Origin of the sequence: Blattabacterium cuenoti, from assembly GCF_014251715.1 — a bacterium.
Classification (GTDB): domain Bacteria; phylum Bacteroidota; class Bacteroidia; order Flavobacteriales; family Blattabacteriaceae; genus Blattabacterium; species Blattabacterium cuenoti_M.
The window spans coordinates 446,185-466,573 of the sequence record NZ_CP059198.1; the positions used below are offsets into that span (position 1 = coordinate 446,185).

Genomic DNA, 20,389 nt, shown 5'->3' on the forward strand with positions numbered 1-20,389 from the left:
AATATGATGGTCGGTCTTTTAGGAAAAACAGCATTAGCTTCAGTTTCATTGGCTAATGCTGTTTTTTTTATTATGATTATTTTTGGATTGGGAATTACTACAGCTATATCTTCTTTGATTGCATCAACTGATGCAAAAGGGGAGTACAAAAAAGGTGCTATTATTTTATATCATGGATTAATAATAAACTTATTTTTATCCATATTAATGTATGGGTTTATACATATATTTTTTTATATTTTACCCTATTTAGGACAACCTGAAGAAATTTTAAATGAAACTATCTCTTTTTTGAGAATAATAGCTATTTCTTTTATTCCATGGATGATATTCGAAGTTTTTAGAAAATTTTCTGAAGGATTATCCCTAGTATATCCGAGTCTTATTATTACTTGGATTTCAGCTTTAATTAATTTAATATTAAATTATATGTTTATTAATGGAAGCTTAGGATTTCCTAAATTAGGAATAATAGGTGTCGCTTATGCAACTTTAATCTCTCGCATAATCATGTTAATAGGAATTATATTATTATTATATAAATATAAAAAAGTACATGATTATTACAATTATTTAAAATATTTTTTTTTTAAAAAAAAATATATAAAAAAAATACTAAAAATTGGTATTCCTTCTGGATTACATGTATTATTTGAAATGAGTACTTTTGCTATTTCTTCTTTTATATCAGGAAAATGTGGAATAAAAGTTTTAGCTGCTCACCAGATAGTTATTAGTTTAGTATCTTCTAGTTTTCTTCTTAGTACTGGTCTTTCTGTAGCAGCAACAGTAAGAATAGGAAATAATTTTGCTTTAAAAAATTATTCTGAATTAAGAATAATAGGAAAATCTATTATTTTTATGGGAGTTATTTTTATGCTTATTTGCAGTTTTATCTTTATTTATTTTAGAAATGAAATTCCTTATATGTATATAAAAAATGATGATGAAGTAATTCGTATAGCAAAAAAAATGATTTTTATTGCTGGATTATTTCAATTATTTGATGGTTTACAAGGAATTATCCTTGGAGCTTTAAGAGGATTACAAGATGTTCGCATACCTATGTGGATTAGTTTTTTTTCTTATTGGATTATTGCTTTACCTACAGCTTGGTTTTTATCTATTAAAATAGGAGGAATAGGAGTATGGATTGGTTTAGGGTTAGGCCTTTTTATATCATCTATATTACTTTTTATAAGATATGAAACTATAACTAAAAGACTTATAAATAATAAAAATACAATAATAAACTAATATTCAATTAAATAAATTCATTTTATTACAATAATAATAATTAAATATTTATATTTGTTATATGCAACAAAAATTAAGAAATGGTATTTTTTAACCATTTTTTTATGAAAACATTTAAAGAATACAATTTTTTTAACGATAAAATTCTTCAATCTTTAGAAGAAATAGGTTTTAAATATCCAACACCTATACAAGAAAAGGTAATTCCCTTTTTGCTTTCTTCAGAAAGAGATATCATCGCATTAGCTCAAACAGGAACAGGGAAAACAGCTGCTTTTGGATTACCAATTATTCAAAAAGTTGATTTTGAATTAAATAGACCTCAATCTTTAATTTTATGTCCTACAAGGGAGCTTTGTATACAAATTACACGTGATTTTTGTCGTTTTACTAAATTTTTATCATTAATTCGTATTATTTCTTTGTATGGTGGAGTAAATATTGAATATCAAATTAAATCACTACAAAAAAAAACTCATATCATAATAGGTACTCCAGGAAGAGTTATTGATTTAATTAAAAGAAAGGAATTACATCTTAATCAAATTAAATATTTGATACTTGATGAAGCGGATGAAATGTTGAATATGGGATTTAAAGAAGAATTAGATTATATAATCCATAAATTACCAAAAAAAAGACAAAGTCTTCTTTTTTCCGCAACAATGTCTAAATATATGAATGAGATAGCGCATACTTATTTAAAAAATCCTGTAGAAATAATTACAGGAAAAAAAAATGAAGTGGCTGACGATGTTAAACATGTGTATTATATGGTTGAAAATTTTAAAAAAAAATATTTAGCCTTAAAAAGAATTGTAGATATTAATCCAGAAATATATGGAATTATATTTTGTAGTACTAAAAAAGAAACTAAAGAAATAGCTGAATCTTTAATTCAAGATGGGTATAACGCAGACGCTTTATATGGAGATCTTTCACAAACACAACGTGAATTTGTTATGAGGAGATTTAGAAATAAAAATTTACAATTTTTAGTAGCAACGGATGTAGCGTCTCGTGGATTAGATGTAAATAATATAACTCATGTTATTAACTATAATCTTCCGAAAGAAAGTCAAATTTATGTACATAGAAGTGGTCGTACTGGAAGAGCTGGAAAATCTGGAATTTCCGTTTGTATTATTCATGCTAGAGAAAGTAAGAATATAAGAGAATTTGAAAAAAAAATAGGAAAAAATTTTAAACGTATCATGGTTCCTACAGGAAAAGAAATATGCGAAAAACAATTATTACATTTTATAGAAAAAGTAAAAAAAGTTGTTGTAGATGAACAATTAATGCAGAAATTTCTTCCAAATATACAAAAAAATTTAGAATTTTTTGATAAAAAAGAATTGATAAAACGATTTTCTTGGATTGAATTTCATCGATTTATAAATTTTTATAAAAATTCTAAAGATTATAAAAATATAAATCCCATTTATACTCCCTACTCTATAGTAAACAAGTTCAAAAAAAAACCTTTTTTAAGGTCAAAAAAATTAAGAAAAGAATCCTTTTCTAAACTTTTTTTAAACATAGGATATAAAGATAATTTAACAAAATTAGGATTGATAAATTTAATTAATCAAGCAGTTAATAATTCACGTATTAATATTGGACATATAGAAATTTTATCAAATTTTTCATTATTTGAGGTAGAAAAACGTTTTAAAAATAAAATATTAATAGGAATGAGTAGAATAAATCATTTGGGAAGACCTATTTCTATAGAAACTAAAAATTAAAACTTATGGCAGGGAATATTTTTGGAAATTTATTTAGAGTTAGTACTTTCGGAGAAAGTCATGGAGAAGCTTTGGGTGGAGTTATTGATGGATGTCCATCTGGTTTAGAATTAAATTTTGAAGAAATTCAATATGAATTAAATCGTAGGAAACCAGGACAATCATCTATCGTGACTCAACGAAATGAACCAGATAAAGTTAATTTTTTATCTGGAATTTTTGAAAAAAAAACGACTGGAACTCCTATTGGTTTTGTTATTTATAACAAAGATCATAAATCAAGTGATTATAAACATATAAAAAATATTTATAGACCATCTCATTCAGATTTTACATATACAAATAAATACGGAATAAGAGATTATAGAGGAGGAGGCCGTTCTTCTGCAAGAGAAACAATATGTAGAGTAGTAGCTGGAGCTATAGCTAAACAATTAATAAAAAAGATCATCATAACATCTTATGTTTCTTCTGTAGGTAAAATATCCGTTAATAAATCTTATAAAGATTTAGATTTATCTAGAGAATCAATAGAAAAAAATACTATAAGATGTCCTGATCCAGATGTTGCAGAAAAAATGATCGATGAAATTAAAAAAATAAAAAATAAAGGAGATACTATAGGTGGAACCATTATTTGTGTGATTAAAAATATTCCAATAGGAATTGGAGAACCTGTTTTTGAAAAATTACATGCAGAATTAGGAAAAGCTATGTTATCAATTAATGCTGTAAAAGGATTTGAATATGGAAGTGGTTTTTTTGGAACTAAATTAACTGGTTCTCAACATAATGATTTTTTTTATCCAAATGGAAAAACCAAAACAAACTTATCTGGAGGAATACAAGGAGGAATATCAAATGGAATGGATATTTATTTTAGAATAGCTTTTAAACCTGTAGCTACAATAATGAAAAAACAAAAAACTATAGATAAACATGGAAATTTTGTTTTAATGGAGGGAAAAGGAAGACATGATCCTTGTGTTTTACCTCGTGCTATTCCTATTGTAGAAGCTATGACCGCTTTAGTTTTAGCTGATTATTGGATGTATACTAAATTATCTAAATATTCTTCAATTTTTAATTGAGTTATAAATTTATCATTTTTATTTTAGGACCAACAGGAATAGGAAAAACTTCTATATCCTTATTTTTAGCTGAAAAATTTAAAACTGAAATTTTATCTTGTGATTCTAGACAATTCTATAAAGAATTAAGAATTGGGACTGCTATGCCTACTATGGAAGAACTTAATCGCATCCCTCATCATTTTATAGGACATTTAAGCATTAATCATACTTATAATGCAAAATATTTTGAAACAGATTCTTTAGAAAGAATTTCAAAATTATTTAATAAATATTCTATTTTGATTATGGTGGGAGGATCAAGTTTATATGAAAAATCTGTAACAGAAGGTTTATCAGAAATTCCTAAAATAGATTTTAATATTAGAAATAATTTGATTTTTTCCTTTAAAAAAAAAGGAATATCTTTTTTACAAAAAGAATTTATGAAAATTAAAAAACAAGGGGAATTAATAGATATTCATAATCCAAGACGTTTAATACGATATTTAGAAATAGTAAAATCCACAGGATATCATCCTTCCTTTTTTTTTCAAAAAAAAAAACCATATAAAAGAAATTTTATAGTTTTAAAAATAGGATTAATAATGCCAAAAGATAAAATTTATTCTAGAATAAATAATAGAGTTGAAAATATGATGGAAAAGGGTTTTTTAGATGAAGCAAAACTATATTATGATCAAAGAAATTTAAATAGTTTGCAAACTATAGGTTATAAAGAAATATTTGAATTTATTTCCAATAAATGTAAAAAAAATTATTTTAATGAAACTGTAGAAAAAATAAAAAAAAATACTAGAAAATATGCAAAAAGACAATTAACTTGGTATAAAAAAGATCCTTATATTACATGGTTTAATCCAAAAGAAAAAGAAAAAATTTTAAATTTTATTTTAAAAAAAATGGGCAATACTGGATTTGAACCAGTGACCTCCTGCTTGTAAAACAGATGCTCTAAACCAAACTGAGCTAATTGCCCTTATTTATTCAAATGTAAGAAAAAAATTTTTATAATATAATAAAATTTCAGATACAATAAACGTACTTCCACTTATTAATATTAAATCATTTTTTTTAGCTTTACTTTTTGCGGATAAAAAAGCTTTTTCTGCAGAATAAAAAAAATTTATTTTTTTACTATTTTTAAATATTTTATTTACTAATATTTTTAAATCAAAAATTGGAAATTTTCTACCTATATTAGGTTGACAAAAATAATAAAAAGATTCAATAGGAAAATATTTTAATAATTTTTCTACTCTTTTTTCTTTAACAAATCCTAAAACTAAATGTAATTTTTTATATGATTCTTTTTTTAATTGATAATTAATCATAGAAATCCCTTCTTCATTATGAGCTATATCACAGATTATTTTTGGATTTTTTTTTTGTAAAATATGCCATCGTCCTTTAAAATTTGTATTTTTTATTACGTTTTTTAATCCTTCTTTTATAGATTGATGAGAAATAAAAATGTTTTTTCTATGATGTAAAATATTTATAATTTTTAATACAATATTTTTATTAAAATTTTGATAATTTACTTTAAAAGGTATTTCATATTTAAAATCATTTTTATTTTTTATAGAAAAATAAATTGGAGCATTTTTTTTAAAAGCTTCTTTTAAAAAAATAAATTGTATTTTTTTTGATATATTTTTTCCTACTATTACAGATACGTTTTCCTTAATTATTCCTGCTTTTTCTAAAGCAATTTTTAATTTGTTATTTCCAAGGGTTTCTGTATGATCTATACTGATATTAGTGATTACAGATATTTCTGGAATAATAATATTAGTTGAATCTAATCTTCCTCCCATTCCAACTTCAATGATTGCTATATTTACTTTTTTTTCTTTAAAATATTGAAAAGCTAAAGCCGTATTCATTTCAAAAAATGAAATATTTTCTTTTTCTATAAAATTTTTATTATTTTTAATAAAATCTACAATAAAATTTTCATCTATTAATATTCCATTACAAGTTATTCTTTCTCTAAAATCTATTATATGAGGAGAAGTAAATAATCCAATTTTATATTTTTCTTCTTGTAGAATAGAAGATAACATATGTACTGTAGATCCTTTTCCATTTGTTCCACCAACATGTATACTTTTAAAAAAATTTTGAGGATTTCCTAAATAAGAACAAAAATTTTGTATTCTTTTTAACCCTGGTTTATATGATTTTAATCCTGTATTTTGATAAATAGGAAGACGTTTAAAAATCCATTGAACTGTTTCTAAATAATTCAAATTACAAGTATTAAAATGATATAGCAAAAATATATTTTTTAAAAAAAAATAATTATATTCGCATTAAAATTGATTTCTAATTAATATAATAGAATCACATTTTATTGAAAAAATTATAGAGGAAGATATAGGAAATGGATTTCCTATGGATAAGATTAGATTTCGTTTTCCTCCTGAACCAAATGGTTATCTTCATATTGGACATATAAAAGCTATATGTATAAATTTTGAGTTAGGTAAAAAATATAAATCTCCAGTTAATTTAAGATTTGACGATACTAATCCTATAGTAGAAAATAAGGATTTTATAAAATCTATAAAAAAAGATATTATTTTTTTAGGTTTTAAATGGAATATTGAAAGCTATGCTTCAGATTATTTTCAAAAATTATATGAATGGGCTATAAAATTAATTAAAGAAAATAAAGCTTATGTAGATAAGCAATCTAAAAATAAAATACAATTTCAAAGAAAAAACCCTTTTGAAATTGGTATTCATAGTGATTATAGAAATAGATCTATAGATGAGAATTTATATTTTTTTGAAAAAATGAAAAATGGTTTTTTTAAGGAAGGATCTTGTGTTTTAAGAGCAAAAATTAATATGAGTTCTTCAAATATGAATATGCGAGATCCAATCATGTATAGAATTTTGAAAAAAAAACATCATAGAACTGGAAATAAATGGTGTATTTATCCTACTTATGATTGGACTCATGGACAATGTGATTATATTGAACAAATATCTCATTCTTTATGTTCATTGGAATTTGAAAATAGACGTCCATTATATAACTGGTTTTTAGATCAAATACAAGATAGTAAAAAAATAAGGCCAAAACAAATAGAATTTTCAAGATTAAATTTAAGTCATACTATAACTAGTAAAAGAAAAATTCAATATTTAATTGAAAAAAAAATTATTCCATCTTGGGATGATCCACGAATATTAACAGTTTCTGGATTACGTAGAAAAGGATATACCTCTATTGCTTTAAAAAATTTTATTCATAAAATAGGAGTGACAAAAAGAAATAATGTTATTGATATATCTTCTTTAGAATTTTGTATTAGAGAACATTTGAATAAAATAGCTCCTAGAGTTATGGTTGTATTACACCCCATTAAATTAATTATTGATAATTATTCCATTAATACAACTGAATGGATGTCAGCCGAAAATAATCCAGAAAATTCTAATTTTGGAAATAGAAAAATTCCTTTTTCTAAGTTTTTATATATTGAAGAAAATGATTTTTTGGAAAAACAAGAAAAAAATTTTTTTCGTCTTTGTATTGGAAAAGAAGTAAGATTAAAAAATGCTTATATCATAAAAGCAAATTACATAATAAAAAATTCTAAAGGAAAAATAAAGGAAATACATTGTACTTATGATACAAAAAGTAAATCTGGAGAAAAAATAAAAGAAAAAAAAAGAATAAAAAGTACCTTGCATTGGGTCTCTATAAAACATTCTTTCCCCATAGTTATTAATTTATACAATACACTTTTTTTGAAAAGTAATACAAATAATTTCCATACATGTATCAATCCAAAATCAAAAGATGAAATTATAGGATACGCAGAACCTTCTTTAAAAAAAGCAAAAATAGGAAATCATTTTCAATTTCAAAGAATTGGGTATTTTTATGTAGAAAGCATTAATGTTAATAAAATGATTTTCAATAAAACGGCATCCATAAAAAACCAATGGGATAATAAAAACTAAATAAGTTTTACAGAAATATTTTCATATTCTCTTAATCCAGTTCCTGCAGGAATTTTATGTCCTACTATAACATTTTCCTTTAATCCATATAAACAATCAGTTTTACTACTTATAGCTGCTTCACTAAGAACTTTTGTAGTTTCCTGAAATGAAGCTGCAGATATAAAAGATTTAGTTTGTAAAGCTGCTTTAGTTATTCCTTGTAATATAGGTCTAGCGGTAGCAGAAATAGCATTTCTAGTTTTTATTAATTTTTTATTTTTATATTTCAAAACAGCATTTTCATTTCTAAAATCTCTATAACTAATAATTTCTCCATTTTTAAAAATTTCTGAATCTCCTGAATTTTCTACTACTTTCATTTGAGATATTCTATCATTTTCTTCTATAAAATCATCTTTATATTCAATATTCCCTTCTAAAAATTTAGTATCTCCAACATCAATTACTTCTACTTTTCTCATCATTTGTAATACAATCACTTCAAAATGTTTATCATTAATTTTTACACCTTGTAAACGGTATACATCTTGTATTTCTTTAACTAAATATTCTTGAACTGCCCTAGCCCCTTTTATGTTCAAAATATCATTAGGAGTTACAGCCCCATCTGATAAAGGCGTTCCTGCTTTTACATAATCATTTTCTTGAACAAGTATTTGATTAGATAATTTTACAAGATATTTTCTAATTTCTCCTGTTTTAGATTCTACTATAATTTCTCTATTTCCTCGTTTTATTTTACCATGACTTACTATCCCATCCATTTCTGATACTACAGCTGGATTAGAAGGATTACGGGCTTCAAATAATTCAGATAAACGAGGTAACCCTCCCGTAATATCTCCAGATTTTGCTGATTTTCTTGGAACTTTTACTAAAATTTTTCCTATATCTATTTTTTCCTCATCTTCTACCATTAAATGAGCTCCAACCGGTAAATTATACACTTTTAATTCTTCATTTTCATGATTCAATATTTTCAATGTTGGAACTAAATTTTTATTTCTTACTTCTGTTATTACTTTTTCTTGAAATCCAGTTTGCTCATCTATTTCTACTTGAAAAGTAACACCTTGTTCTAAATGTTGATAAGATATAATTCCTGAAAATTCTGCAATAATAACGGCATTATACAGATCCCATCTACAAATTAAATCACCAGATTTTAATTGATCTCCATGTTTAACATATAAAGATGCTCCATAAGGAATATTATTAACCATTAAAATAGATGATTTTTCTTTATTAAAAAGTTTCATTTCTGTAGATCTAGAAACTACTATTCCTACCTTATTATAATTTTTTTTTATTTTTACAAATTTTAAATCTTCAAATTCTATTATTCCATCATATTTAGCTCTTATTTGTGAAGATTCTGTAATATTTCCAGCAGTTCCTCCTACATGAAAAGTACGTAATGTTAATTGAGTTCCAGGTTCTCCAATAGATTGTGCAGCAATAACCCCTACCGCTTCTCCCTTTTGTACTATTTCTCCTGTAGATAAATTACGTCCGTAACATTTAGAACAAATCCCCATTTTTGCTTCACAAGTAAGAGGAGATCGTACTTCTACTATTTCAATTTCAGATTCATCAATGATTCTGGCTATTGTTTCATGAATCATATCACCAGAAGCTACTATTAATTTATTATTAATGGGATTAAATATATCATTTAATGATATACGACCTAAAATTCTATCGAATAAAGTATCAACTATTTCTTCATTTTTTTTTAATGCAGATATTTCTAAACCACGTAAAGTATTACAATCTTCTATTTTGATAATTACGTCTTGTGCTGCATCTACCAAACGTCTTGTAAGATATCCTGCATCTGCAGTTTTTAATGCGGTATCTGCTAATCCTTTACGTGCTCCATGAGTAGATATAAAATATTCTAAAATAGAAAGTCCTTCTCTAAAATTAGATAAAATAGGATTTTCAATAATTTCTCCTACAGGAGATCCTGCTTTTTGAGGTTTTGCCATTAAACCGCGCATTCCAGAAAGTTGACGTATTTGTTCTTTTGATCCTCTAGCTCCAGAATCTAACATCATATATACAGGATTAAATCCTTGTCTATCTTCACGCATATATTTCATTACTTTTTCTGTAAGCATAGCATTAGTATTTGTCCATATATCAATTACTTGATTATAACGTTCATTATTCGTAATCAATCCCATATTATAATTCATTTTCACATTATCAACCTGTTTAATAGCGTGATGAACCATATATTTTTTATTATCAGGAATAATAATATCACCTAATCCAAAAGAAAGACCCCCTTTAAATGCATTATAAAAACCTAATTCTTTAATATTATCTAAAAAATTTGCAGTAGTAGGAACATCTGTAAGATGTAATATTTTTCCTATAATTTCTCTTAATGATTTTTTTGTAAGAGATTCATTAATATATCCTACTTTTTTTGGGACAACTTGATTAAATAAAACTCTACCTACAGTAGTTTCTATTAATTTTTTAAAAAATTTATCTTTTTCACGAATATTAACTTTAACTTTAATTAAAGCATGTAAATCTACTACTTTTTGATTATATGCTATTTCAACTTCTTCTGAAGAATAGAAAATATATCCTTCTCCTTTTACTTTATTTATAGAATTTGATAATAAAGGTTTAGTCATATAATATAACCCCAATACCATATCTTGAGAAGGAACTGTAATAGGAGATCCATTAGCAGGATTTAATATATTTTGAGATGCTAACATTAAAAGTTTAGCTTCTAAAATAGCTCCATGGGATAATGGAAGATGAACGGCCATTTGATCCCCATCAAAATCAGCATTAAAAGCTGCACAAACTAAAGGATGTAATTGAATTGCTTTTCCTTCTATTAATTTAGGTTGAAAAGCTTGAATTCCTAATCTATGTAAAGTAGGAGCTCTATTTAATAATATGGGATGTCCCTTTAATGAATTTTCCAAAATATCCCAAATTATTGGATCTCTTTTATCAATAATTTTTTTAGAAGATTTAACAGTTTTTACTATTCCTCTTTCAATTAATTTTCTTATTACAAAAGGTTTATAAAGTTCAGCTGCCATATCTTTAGGAAGTCCACATTCATGCAATTTTAAATGAGGTCCTACTACAATAACAGATCGTGCAGAATAATCAACCCTTTTCCCTAAAAGATTTTGTCTAAAACGACCTTGTTTCCCTTTTAAAGCATCAGATAAAGATTTTAAAGGACGATTAGCTTCCGATTTTACGGCAGATACTTTTCTTGAATTATCAAAAAGAGAATCTACAGCTTCTTGAAGCATTCTTTTTTCATTTCTCAAAATAACTTCAGGAGCTTTAATTTCTATAAGTCTTTTTAAACGATTATTTCTTATAAGTACGCGACGATATAAGTCTGTCATATCTGAAGCAGCATAACGGCCTCCATCTAAAGGGACTAAAGGTCTCAATTCAGGTGGAATTACGGATAACACATGGATAATCATCCAAGCTGCATTCCCTCCATTTTTTTTTCCTTCTTTAAAAGATTCTACTATTTGCAAACGTTTTAATGCTTCAATACGTCTTTGTTTAGAAGTCTCATTATTAGCTAAATTTCTCAATTCAATTGATAAAATATTTAAATCTATACGATTTAATAATTCTTTTATACATTCTGCTCCCATTTTAGCAATAAATTTATTTGGATCAGAATCTTCTAACTGTTGATTTCCTTTTGGAATATTATTTAAAACATATAAATACTCTTCTTCAGTAAGAAAATCTCCTTTTTGGAAAGGAGATCCATCTGAACGAAAAGAGACACCTCCTTGAATTACTACATATCGTTCATAATAAATAATCATTTCAAGTTTTTTAGAAGGTAATCCTAATAAATAGCCAATTTTATTAGGAGATGAACGAAAACACCAAATATGAACAACCGGAACAACAAGACTAATATGTCCCATACGTTCTCTTCTTACTTTTTTTTCTGTAACTTCAACTCCACATCTATCACAAACAATTCCTTTATAACGAATTCTTTTATATTTGCCACATGCACATTCATAATCTTTTACAGGACCAAAAATACGTTCACAAAAAAGACCATCTCTTTCCGGTTTATGAGTTCGATAATTTATCGTTTCTGGCTTTAATACTTCTCCATGTGATTCTTTTAAAATAACTTCAGGAGAAGCTAATCGAATAATTACTTTATTAAATTTATTATTCTTTTTTTTATTCATGATTTTTTTTGATATAAAAAAAACATTACAATACTTATATTTTACTACTCTTCTAAACGAATATCTAATCCTAATCCTTTTAATTCATAACAAAGAACATTAAAAGACTCTGGATTATTTGGTTCAGGCATAGGGTCTCCTTTTACTATAGATTCATAAGTTTTAGCTCTTCCAACGACATCATCTGATTTTACGGTTAATATTTCACGTAAAATATTAGATGCCCCAAAAGCTTCTAATGCCCAAACTTCCATTTCTCCAAAACGTTGACCTCCAAATTGAGCTTTACCACCTAAAGGTTGTTGAGTAATTAAAGAATAAGGTCCTATTGAACGAGCATGCATTTTATCATCTACCATATGTCCTAATTTTAACATATATATAACTCCAACCGTAGCGGGTTGATCAAATCTTTCCCCAGTTCCTCCATCAAATAAATAAGTTGTACCAAAACGAGGAATTAAAGCTTTATCTGTAAATTCACAAATTTTTTCTATAGATGCTCCATCAAATATAGGGGTTGAAAATTTTATATTCAATTTTTGTCCAGCCCAACCTAATACGGTCTCATATATTTGTCCTATATTCATTCTAGAAGGAACTCCTAATGGATTTAAAACAATATCAACTGGACTTCCATCCTCTAAAAAAGGCATATCTTCCTCTCTAAGAATACGTGCAACAACCCCCTTATTACCATGTCTTCCAGCCATTTTATCTCCTACTTTTAATTTTCTTTTTTTAGCTATATACACTTTTGCCATTTTAACGATTCCAGAAGGTAATTCATCTCCAACCGTGATAGAAAATTTTTTATGTTTTAAAGAATTAGTTAAATCATTAAACGAAATTTGGTAATTATGTAAAATTTCTGATATTAAATTATTAGTTTTTATATTATCAACCCAATTATTTGAATAAATACCTATATAATCCGATATACTATCAAAAATTTTTATAGAAAAAGTAACTCCTTTTTCTATAATTTCTTCTTTTTTTGCATTAAAAACGGAATTATAACATTTTTTTCCATTTAAAATAAATAACAATTTTTTTAATAAAAGAGTTCTAAGATTTAAAAATTTTTCTTTATATTTTTTTTCTAAAAATTCTATTTTTATTTTATCCTTAGCTCTAGATGTTTTGTCTTTTATGCTTCTAGTAAAAAGTTTTGTATCTATAACAACTCCGAATAACGATGGTTCTGCTCTTAAAGATGCATCTTTAACATTTCCTGCTTTATCTCCAAAAATAGCTCTTAATAATTTTTCTTCTGGAGTAGGATCAGATTCTCCTTTTGGAGTTATTTTTCCAATAAGAATATCTCCAGGTTTTACTTCAGCACCTACCCTTATAATCCCATTTTCATCTAAGTCTTTAGTAGTTTCCTCACTTACATTGGGAATATCATTCGTTAATTCTTCCATACCTAGTTTTGTATCTCGAACATCCAAAGAATATTCATCTATATGTATTGAAGTAAACCAATCTTCACTTACTACTTTCTCAGAAATTAAAACAGCATCTTCAAAATTATATCCATTACACGGAATAAAAGCTGCTTTTAAGTTTCTTCCTAAAGCTAATTCTCCATTTTCTGTTGCATATCCTTCACATAAAATTTGTCCTTTAAAAACTTTCATTCCCTGTTTTACAATAGGTTTTAAAGTAATACATGTATTTTGATTTGTTTTTCTAAATTTAATTAAATCATAAACTTGAACTTCAGAATCAAAATTTACTAAAGCCTCTTTATCCGTTTTATCATAACGAATAATTATTTTTTTGGCATCAATATATTCTACTACTCCATTTTTTTTTGCATTAATTAAAATACGAGAATCTCTTGCTACTTGTTTTTCTAATCCAGTTCCTACAATAGGAGCCTCAGGTTGCAATAATGGAACTGCTTGACGCATCATATTAGAACCCATAAGTGCTCTATTTGCATCATCATGTTCTAAAAAAGGGATTAAAGACGCAGATATAGAAGCTATTTGGTTAGGAGCAATATCTATATAATCCACTTGATTTGGTTTTACAATTGGAAAATCTCCATCTTCACGAGCTATAATTCTATTAGAAAAAAAATTTCCATTTTTATCAATTGCATTAGCTTGTGCTATAATTTTACCTTCTTCTTCTTCTGCACTTAAATATTTTACTTTAGATTTTAAATCTACTTTTTGATGATCTACTATACGATAAGGGGTTTCAACAAATCCCATATTATTTATTTTAGCAAAAACAGAAAGAGAAGAAATTAATCCTATGTTAGGCCCCTCTGGAGTTTCTATTGGACATAATCTTCCATAATGAGAATAATTTACGTCTCTTACTTCGAACCCAGCCCTTTCTCTAGATAATCCACCAGGACCCAAAGCAGATAACCTCCTTTTATGAGTTATTTCAGATAATGGATTTGTCTGATCCATAAATTGAGATAATTGATTTGTTCCAAAAAAAGTATTTATTACAGATGATAAAGTTTTAGCATTTATAAGATCTATAGGCATAAACACTTCATTATCACGTACATTCATCCTTTCTCTTATTGTTCTAGCCATTCTAGCTAAACCAATACTAAATTGAGCATAAAGTTGTTCTCCAACAGTTCTTACTCGTCTATTAGATAAATGATCAATATCATCTACTTCTCTTTTAGAATTAAATAAAGCATTTAAATGTTCTACTATAGCAATAATATCTTTTTTAGTTAAAACTAAATAATTTGGATCTATTTTTAAACCAAGACGTTTATTTAAACGATATCTTCCTACAGGACCTAAACTATATCTAGTATCGGAAAAAAAAAGTTTATCTATAACCCCTCTAGCGGTTTCTTCATCTGGGGGTTCAGTATTCCGAAGTTGTCTATAAATATATTCTACTGCTTCTTTTTCTGAATTTGTTGGATCCTTATGTAAAGTATTATAAATAATAGAATAATCTTTTTTTCTTCCTCCTTCTTTATGTAATAAAACAGTTTTTATTTCGTGGTTTTTCATAAGATCAATATGTTCTTGTTTTAAAAAAACATCTCTTTCTATAATAATTTCATTTTTTTCTATCGATCCTACTTCTCCTGTATCTTCGTCTACAAAATCTTCATGCCAAATTTTTAAAACTCTAGCTGCTAAAGTTCTATTTAAAATATTTTTTCCATTGTCTATTATTTTTACTTCTTCAGATAAATCAAATATTTCCAATATATCTTTATCTCTTTCATATCCTATAGCACGTAATAAAGTAGTCATTGGTAATTTTTTCTTTCTATCTATATATGCATACATGACATTATTAATATCCGTAGCAAATTCTATCCATGATCCCTTAAATGGAATAATCCTAGCAGAATAAAGTTTAGTTCCATTCGCATGATGAGATTGTCCAAAAAAAACTCCTGGAGAACGGTGTAACTGAGAGACAATTACCCTTTCTGAACCATTAAAAATAAAAGATCCAGAATGAGTCATATAAGGATATGTTCCTAAATAAACATCTTGATATACTGTTTCAAAATCTTCATGTTCAGGATCTGTACAATAGAGTTTTAATTTAGCTTTTAAAGGAACATTATAAGTTAAACCTCTTTCAATACATTCTTCAATAGAATATCTAGGAGAATCAATGGAATAACCTTTAAATTCCAAAACAAAAGAATTTCTTGCATCAGAAATAGGAAAATTTTCTGTAAAAGCTTTGAATAATCCTTCGTTTTTTCTATCTTCTGGTTTTGTATCTAATTGAAAAAATTCCTTAAATGATTTTATTTGAATATCCAAAAAATCAGGATACTCTACTTGTTTTGCCACTGAAGCAAAAGTAATTCTTTCTGATATTTTTTCTGTATTCACCAATTTTAATTTAATGGATATTTTAAAATTTTTTTTTTAAAAAAACATATTTATTTTAATTCTATTTCAGCACCTATTTCTTCAAATTTATTTTTTAAATCCTCTGCTTCTTTTTTATTTATAGATTCTTTTAGTACACTAGGAATATTATCAACTAAATTTTTAGACTCTTTAAGGCCTTTTCCAGTTATTTCTTTCACTAATTTAACCACAGATAATTTAGAATTACCAGATGATTTCAAAATTATATTAAAAATGCTTTTTTCCTTTTTTTCAAGTATTTTTTCTTTTTTATTAGAAAAATCTTCTGACTTTACTGAACTATATGGTTCTATCCCATATTCTTTTTTTAAAAGAGTAGCTAATTCCCCAACTTGTTTCACAGTTAAATTAACTAATTGTTCTGCTAATTTTTCTATCATTTTATTATTTTTTTTTAAGTAAATAAAGTATAAAAATACTTTGTATGTTTTTTATAACGATTTTTTAGAAGATAAAGATTCTAAAAATCCATATATTTGATGTTTTGTTGATTTTAATAAAGTTAAAATGATATTTTTAATTGGATTTTGAATAAAATTTAAAACATCAATAATAATTTCTTCTTTAGATTTAATATTTATCATAATATTTAAATCTTTATTTCCAAAATAAAAAGATTTTTGTAAGTAAGCTACTTTCAAATATGGTTTTTCTATTTTTTCTTTAATATGAAAATTTTTTATAATTTTTGCTATCATATTTCCTACTCCTATATTTGAAAATAACATAGTAGTATTTCCTTTTAAAATAGGAAAAAAAGAATCTAATTTTTTAGTTTCCATTTTTTCTAAAGCTTTTTTTAATAAAGTATTTTTTACTACTTTCATTTTAATATCATGATCATGAAAATTTTTTCTTAAAAAAGATATTTTATTTGAATTTAAATCATATATATCAATTAAATATATAATTTCATGATCAGATAATATTGAAATTAATTTCAACAATTCTTTTTTTTTATTTTCCTTATTCATTTGTTAACGAAACTTTTTGAATCTAATAAAATACTATTACTCATAGTAGTAGATAAATAAATACTTTTTATATAAATTCCTTTAGAAGTAGAAGGTTTATTTCGAATAATTTTTATCATAAACTCCTTAATGTTATCCAATAAATATTTATTTGAAAATGAAATTTTTCCTATTGAAGCATGAACAATTCCATAACGATCTGCTTTAAAAAATATTTTTCCAGATTTTATTTCTTTAATAGATTTTTTTGGATTCGTAGTTACAGTATCCATTTTAGGATTTGGCATTAATCCTTTAGGTCCTAAAATTTTTCCTATACTAACTAACTGATTCATAACATTAGGTGTAGCTATGACTACATCAATATTAGTCCATCCAGATTTAATTTTTTCAATATAATCTAATCCAACATAATCTGCTCCAGCTTCTTTAGATTCTAATTCTTTATCTTTATTTACCAAAGCTAAAATACAAACTTTTTTTCCTGTACCATGAGGTAATTGGACCGTCCCTCTAACCATTTGATTTGGTAAACGAACATCTATTCCAAGATGGATAGAAAGATCAACAGAAGCATCAAATTTAACAAAATTTATTTCTTTAAGAAGCAGTATAGCATCTTCTAAAAGATATTTTTTTTTAGAAATTTTTTCTAAAATTTTTTTTCTATTTTTAGTTATTTTTTTTGACATATGAAAATGTAGAATATTTTAAGATTCCACCTCTATCCCCATAGATTTTGCAGTTCCAGAAATCATAGATATAGCAGATTTAATTGAAAAACAATTTAAATCTTTCATTTTATTTTTTGCAATTTTTTTAACTTCATCTAAACTTATTTTACCAATTTTCAATTTATTAGATTCTTTAGATCCTTTTTCTTTTTTTATCATATTTAGCAATTGAGTAGATACTGGAGGTTCTTTTATTAAAAAAGAAAATGATTTGTCTTCATATACAGTTATTACAACGGGACATATTTCTCCATTTTTATCTTGAGTACGAAAATTATATTGTTTACAAAATTCCATTATATTAACTCCAGAACTTCCTAATATAGGCCCAATAGGAGGTGCTGGAGTTGCTTTTCCTCCATTTATTTTTTGTATTTTAATACTTTTTATTATTTTTTTATTTTCTTGAACCATAATTATTAAATTTTTTCTATTTGTGTAAAATTCAATTCTAATGGAGTTTTCCTACCAAAGATTAAAACAGCTAATTCTAATTTTTTTTTTTCTTCGTTAATTTTCTCAATTGTCCCATTAAAACCTGTAAAAGGACCATCTATTACTTTAATTGTTTCTCCTACGATAAAAGGGATGCTAAAATTTTCATAATTTTCAGATAGTTGATCTATTTTCCCTAACATTTTATTAACTTCTTCTTCCCTCATAGGAATAGGAATTGCGGAACTTCCTTTTCCTTCACTTAAAAAATTAATAACCCCAGGAACATTTTTTATTGCATGAAAAGCTTCTCCTTCTAAATTAGCTTCCACCATAACATATCCTGGATAATGAACTTTTTCTCTGTGAATTTTTTTTCCTTTTCTCATTTGTATAATTTTTTCAATAGGAACTAATATTTTTCCTATATATTCTTTAAATCCATTATCTCTAACTTCATTCTCTATATATAACTTTACTTTGTTTTCTTGTCCACTAATAGTTTTAATAACATACCATTTTTTTACTAAATTACTCATCAATATATAATTTTATAAAGAAAATAATTTTTTAATTAAAAAAATAAAAAAACCATCCACTCCATATAAAAATATGGATAGAAATATAGAAAAAAAAGATACTATCATTGTTGTTAGTTGTAAATCTTCCCACTTAGTCCATGTCATACAATGAAAAAATTCTTCATAAATTTCCAAAAAAAAATTATTTTTTTTCATAACACAATGCATAAAAATAAAGCACGGACGGTAAGGTTCGAACTTACGACCTTCGGTTTTGGAGACCGATGCTCTACCAACTGAGCTACATCCGTAAAATTTATAATTTTAATCTATTATCGAAATTACTTTTCCTGCTCCTACGGTTTTTCCTCCCTCACGAATAGCAAAACGCAAATTATCACTCAACGCAACAGGCTGATGTAATTCCACTTCCATAGAAATATTATCTCCTGGCATGACCATTTCTATTCCTTTTGGAAGATGAATTTCTCCTGTTACATCTGTTGTTCTTAAATAAAATTGAGGTCTATATTTATTATGAAAAGGAGTATGTCTTCCTCCTTCCTCTTTTGTAAGAATATATACTTCTGCTTTAAATTTTTTATGAGGTTTAATAGATCCTGGTTCACCAATAACCATTCCTCTTCGAATATCTTTTTTATCAATTCCACGTAACAATAATCCTACATTATCTCCTGCTTGCCCTTTATCCAATATTTTTCTAAACATTTCTACCCCTGTTACAGTAGAAGATAATTTTTTTTCTCCCATTCCTATAAGATCCACTAAATCTCCTGTATGAATAATTCCACTTTCAATACGACCAGTAGCTACTGTACCTCTTCCTGTTATAGTAAAAACATCTTCCACCGGCATTAAAAATGGTTTATCCATTTCACGAATAGGTTCAGGAATATAATCATCTAAGATTTTCATTAAATCTTTAATTTTTTCAATCCATTTTTTTTCTCCATTTAAAGCTCCTAAAGCAGATCCTTGTATAATAGGAATATTTTCTCCATCATATTCATATTTAGAAAGGAGCTCTCTAATCTCCATTTCTACTAATTCCAATAACTCTAAGTCATCTACTTGATCTACTTTATTCATAAAAACTACAATTTTAGGAACTCCTACTTGACGTGCTAATAGGATATGTTCCCTAGTTTGAGGCATAGGACCATCTGTAGCCGCAACAACTAAAATTGCTCCATCCATTTGAGCTGCTCCTGTTATCATATTTTTTACATAATCAGCATGTCCAGGACAATCAACATGAGCATAATGTCGTTTAACAGTTTCGTATTCTACATGGGACGTATTAATGGTAATTCCTCTAGCTTTTTCTTCAGGTGCATTATCTATAGCATCAAAACTCTTTTCTTCTGCTAGTCCTATTTCTGACAAAACTTTCGTTATCGCAGCAGTTAAAGTTGTTTTTCCATGATCAACATGACCTGTAGTTCCTATATTTAAATGTGGTTTGTCTCGTTTAAATTTTTCTTTTGCCATGA

Annotated in this window: 15 protein-coding genes and 2 tRNA genes; 5 read left to right on the forward strand and 12 right to left on the reverse strand. The window is 26.0% G+C overall.

What is annotated here, in order from left to right; all coding sequences use genetic code 11:
* Positions 1-6 precede the first annotated feature (6 nt).
* From H0H59_RS02230 to miaA, 4 genes are all read left to right on the forward strand, one after another.
* Positions 7-1,257 (forward strand): MATE family efflux transporter, encoded by a 1,251-nt coding sequence (locus H0H59_RS02230; RefSeq protein WP_238785012.1) that lies wholly within the window; start codon positions 7-9, stop codon positions 1,255-1,257.
* A 104-nt stretch (positions 1,258-1,361) separates the two neighbouring features.
* Positions 1,362-3,008, forward strand: coding sequence for a DEAD/DEAH box helicase (locus H0H59_RS02235; protein ID WP_185862005.1), 1,647 nt, complete (start codon positions 1,362-1,364; stop codon positions 3,006-3,008).
* Positions 3,009-3,013: 5 nt separating this feature from the next.
* Positions 3,014-4,099, forward strand: coding sequence for a chorismate synthase (aroC, locus tag H0H59_RS02240; protein WP_185862006.1), 1,086 nt, complete (start codon positions 3,014-3,016; stop codon positions 4,097-4,099).
* A complete protein-coding gene (miaA, locus tag H0H59_RS02245) occupies positions 4,096-5,043 on the forward strand; it encodes a tRNA (adenosine(37)-N6)-dimethylallyltransferase MiaA (protein ID WP_185862432.1) in 948 nt (315 codons plus the stop codon). Before aroC ends, miaA begins: the two co-directional genes overlap by 4 nt.
* Here miaA and H0H59_RS02250 read toward each other — a convergent pair.
* Both H0H59_RS02250 and H0H59_RS02255 read right to left on the reverse strand, forming a co-directional pair.
* A tRNA-Val gene (locus H0H59_RS02250) sits at positions 5,003-5,078 on the reverse strand. The genes miaA and H0H59_RS02250 overlap by 41 nt on opposite strands.
* Before the next feature lie 4 nt (positions 5,079-5,082).
* On the reverse strand, positions 5,083-6,354 hold the full coding sequence (locus tag H0H59_RS02255) for a bifunctional folylpolyglutamate synthase/dihydrofolate synthase (RefSeq protein ID WP_185862007.1): 1,272 nt from the start codon (positions 6,352-6,354) through the stop codon (positions 5,083-5,085).
* Between the two features lie 145 nt (positions 6,355-6,499).
* Between H0H59_RS02255 and glnS the strand changes: the two genes are divergently transcribed.
* Positions 6,500-8,083: a glutamine--tRNA ligase gene (glnS, locus tag H0H59_RS02260; protein WP_185862008.1), complete on the forward strand. Its 1,584-nt coding sequence runs from the start codon at positions 6,500-6,502 to the stop codon at positions 8,081-8,083.
* Here the strand turns inward: glnS and rpoC are convergent.
* The 10 genes from rpoC to tuf form a co-directional block, all read right to left on the reverse strand.
* Entirely contained in the window at positions 8,080-12,312 is a 4,233-nt protein-coding gene (rpoC, locus tag H0H59_RS02265; protein WP_185862009.1) for a DNA-directed RNA polymerase subunit beta', read from the reverse strand. The genes glnS and rpoC overlap by 4 nt on opposite strands.
* Positions 12,313-12,356: 44 nt before the next feature.
* A complete protein-coding gene (rpoB, locus tag H0H59_RS02270) occupies positions 12,357-16,169 on the reverse strand; it encodes a DNA-directed RNA polymerase subunit beta (RefSeq protein ID WP_185862010.1) in 3,813 nt (1,270 codons plus the stop codon).
* A gap of 50 nt (positions 16,170-16,219) precedes the next feature.
* On the reverse strand, positions 16,220-16,591 hold the full coding sequence (gene rplL / locus H0H59_RS02275; protein WP_185862011.1) for a 50S ribosomal protein L7/L12: 372 nt from the start codon (positions 16,589-16,591) through the stop codon (positions 16,220-16,222).
* Between the two features lie 51 nt (positions 16,592-16,642).
* Complete coding sequence (gene rplJ / locus H0H59_RS02280) at positions 16,643-17,185, reverse strand: 50S ribosomal protein L10 (protein ID WP_185862012.1); 543 nt, start codon at positions 17,183-17,185, stop codon at positions 16,643-16,645.
* Entirely contained in the window at positions 17,182-17,877 is a 696-nt protein-coding gene (gene rplA / locus H0H59_RS02285; protein ID WP_185862013.1) for a 50S ribosomal protein L1, read from the reverse strand. Before rplA ends, rplJ begins: the two co-directional genes overlap by 4 nt.
* Before the next feature lie 18 nt (positions 17,878-17,895).
* A complete protein-coding gene (gene rplK, locus H0H59_RS02290; RefSeq protein ID WP_185862014.1) occupies positions 17,896-18,333 on the reverse strand; it encodes a 50S ribosomal protein L11 in 438 nt (145 codons plus the stop codon).
* 5 nt (positions 18,334-18,338) lie between these two features.
* Positions 18,339-18,893, reverse strand: coding sequence for a transcription termination/antitermination protein NusG (gene nusG, locus H0H59_RS02295; RefSeq protein ID WP_185862015.1), 555 nt, complete (start codon positions 18,891-18,893; stop codon positions 18,339-18,341).
* 12 nt (positions 18,894-18,905) lie between these two features.
* The gene (locus H0H59_RS02300) at positions 18,906-19,091 is read right to left on the reverse strand and encodes a preprotein translocase subunit SecE (RefSeq protein WP_185862016.1); all 186 of its coding nucleotides are present in this window, start codon (positions 19,089-19,091) and stop codon (positions 18,906-18,908) included.
* Positions 19,092-19,113: 22 nt separating this feature from the next.
* Positions 19,114-19,186 (reverse strand) — tRNA-Trp (locus H0H59_RS02305).
* Between the two features lie 13 nt (positions 19,187-19,199).
* Complete coding sequence (gene tuf / locus H0H59_RS02310; protein ID WP_185862017.1) at positions 19,200-20,387, reverse strand: elongation factor Tu; 1,188 nt, start codon at positions 20,385-20,387, stop codon at positions 19,200-19,202.
* Positions 20,388-20,389 lie beyond the last annotated feature (2 nt).

What these genes read in the sequence shown, in the direction of transcription:
- H0H59_RS02230 (WP_238785012.1), top strand. Translation starts at nt 7, where the DNA reads ATGGTCGGTCTTTTAGGAAAAACAGCATTAGCTTCAGTTTCATTGGCT.
- H0H59_RS02235 (WP_185862005.1), top strand. Translation starts at nt 1,362, where the DNA reads ATGAAAACATTTAAAGAATACAATTTTTTTAACGATAAAATTCTTCAA.
- aroC (WP_185862006.1), top strand. Translation starts at nt 3,014, where the DNA reads ATGGCAGGGAATATTTTTGGAAATTTATTTAGAGTTAGTACTTTCGGA.
- glnS (WP_185862008.1), top strand. Translation starts at nt 6,500, where the DNA reads ATGGATAAGATTAGATTTCGTTTTCCTCCTGAACCAAATGGTTATCTT.
- rpoC (WP_185862009.1), bottom strand. Translation starts at nt 12,312, where the DNA reads ATGAATAAAAAAAAGAATAATAAATTTAATAAAGTAATTATTCGATTA.
- rplL (WP_185862011.1), bottom strand. Translation starts at nt 16,591, where the DNA reads ATGATAGAAAAATTAGCAGAACAATTAGTTAATTTAACTGTGAAACAA.
- rplJ (WP_185862012.1), bottom strand. Translation starts at nt 17,185, where the DNA reads ATGAATAAGGAAAATAAAAAAAAAGAATTGTTGAAATTAATTTCAATA.
- rplA (WP_185862013.1), bottom strand. Translation starts at nt 17,877, where the DNA reads ATGTCAAAAAAAATAACTAAAAATAGAAAAAAAATTTTAGAAAAAATT.
- rplK (WP_185862014.1), bottom strand. Translation starts at nt 18,333, where the DNA reads ATGGTTCAAGAAAATAAAAAAATAATAAAAAGTATTAAAATACAAAAA.
- nusG (WP_185862015.1), bottom strand. Translation starts at nt 18,893, where the DNA reads ATGAGTAATTTAGTAAAAAAATGGTATGTTATTAAAACTATTAGTGGA.
- H0H59_RS02300 (WP_185862016.1), bottom strand. Translation starts at nt 19,091, where the DNA reads ATGAAAAAAAATAATTTTTTTTTGGAAATTTATGAAGAATTTTTTCAT.
- tuf (WP_185862017.1), bottom strand. Translation starts at nt 20,387, where the DNA reads ATGGCAAAAGAAAAATTTAAACGAGACAAACCACATTTAAATATAGGA.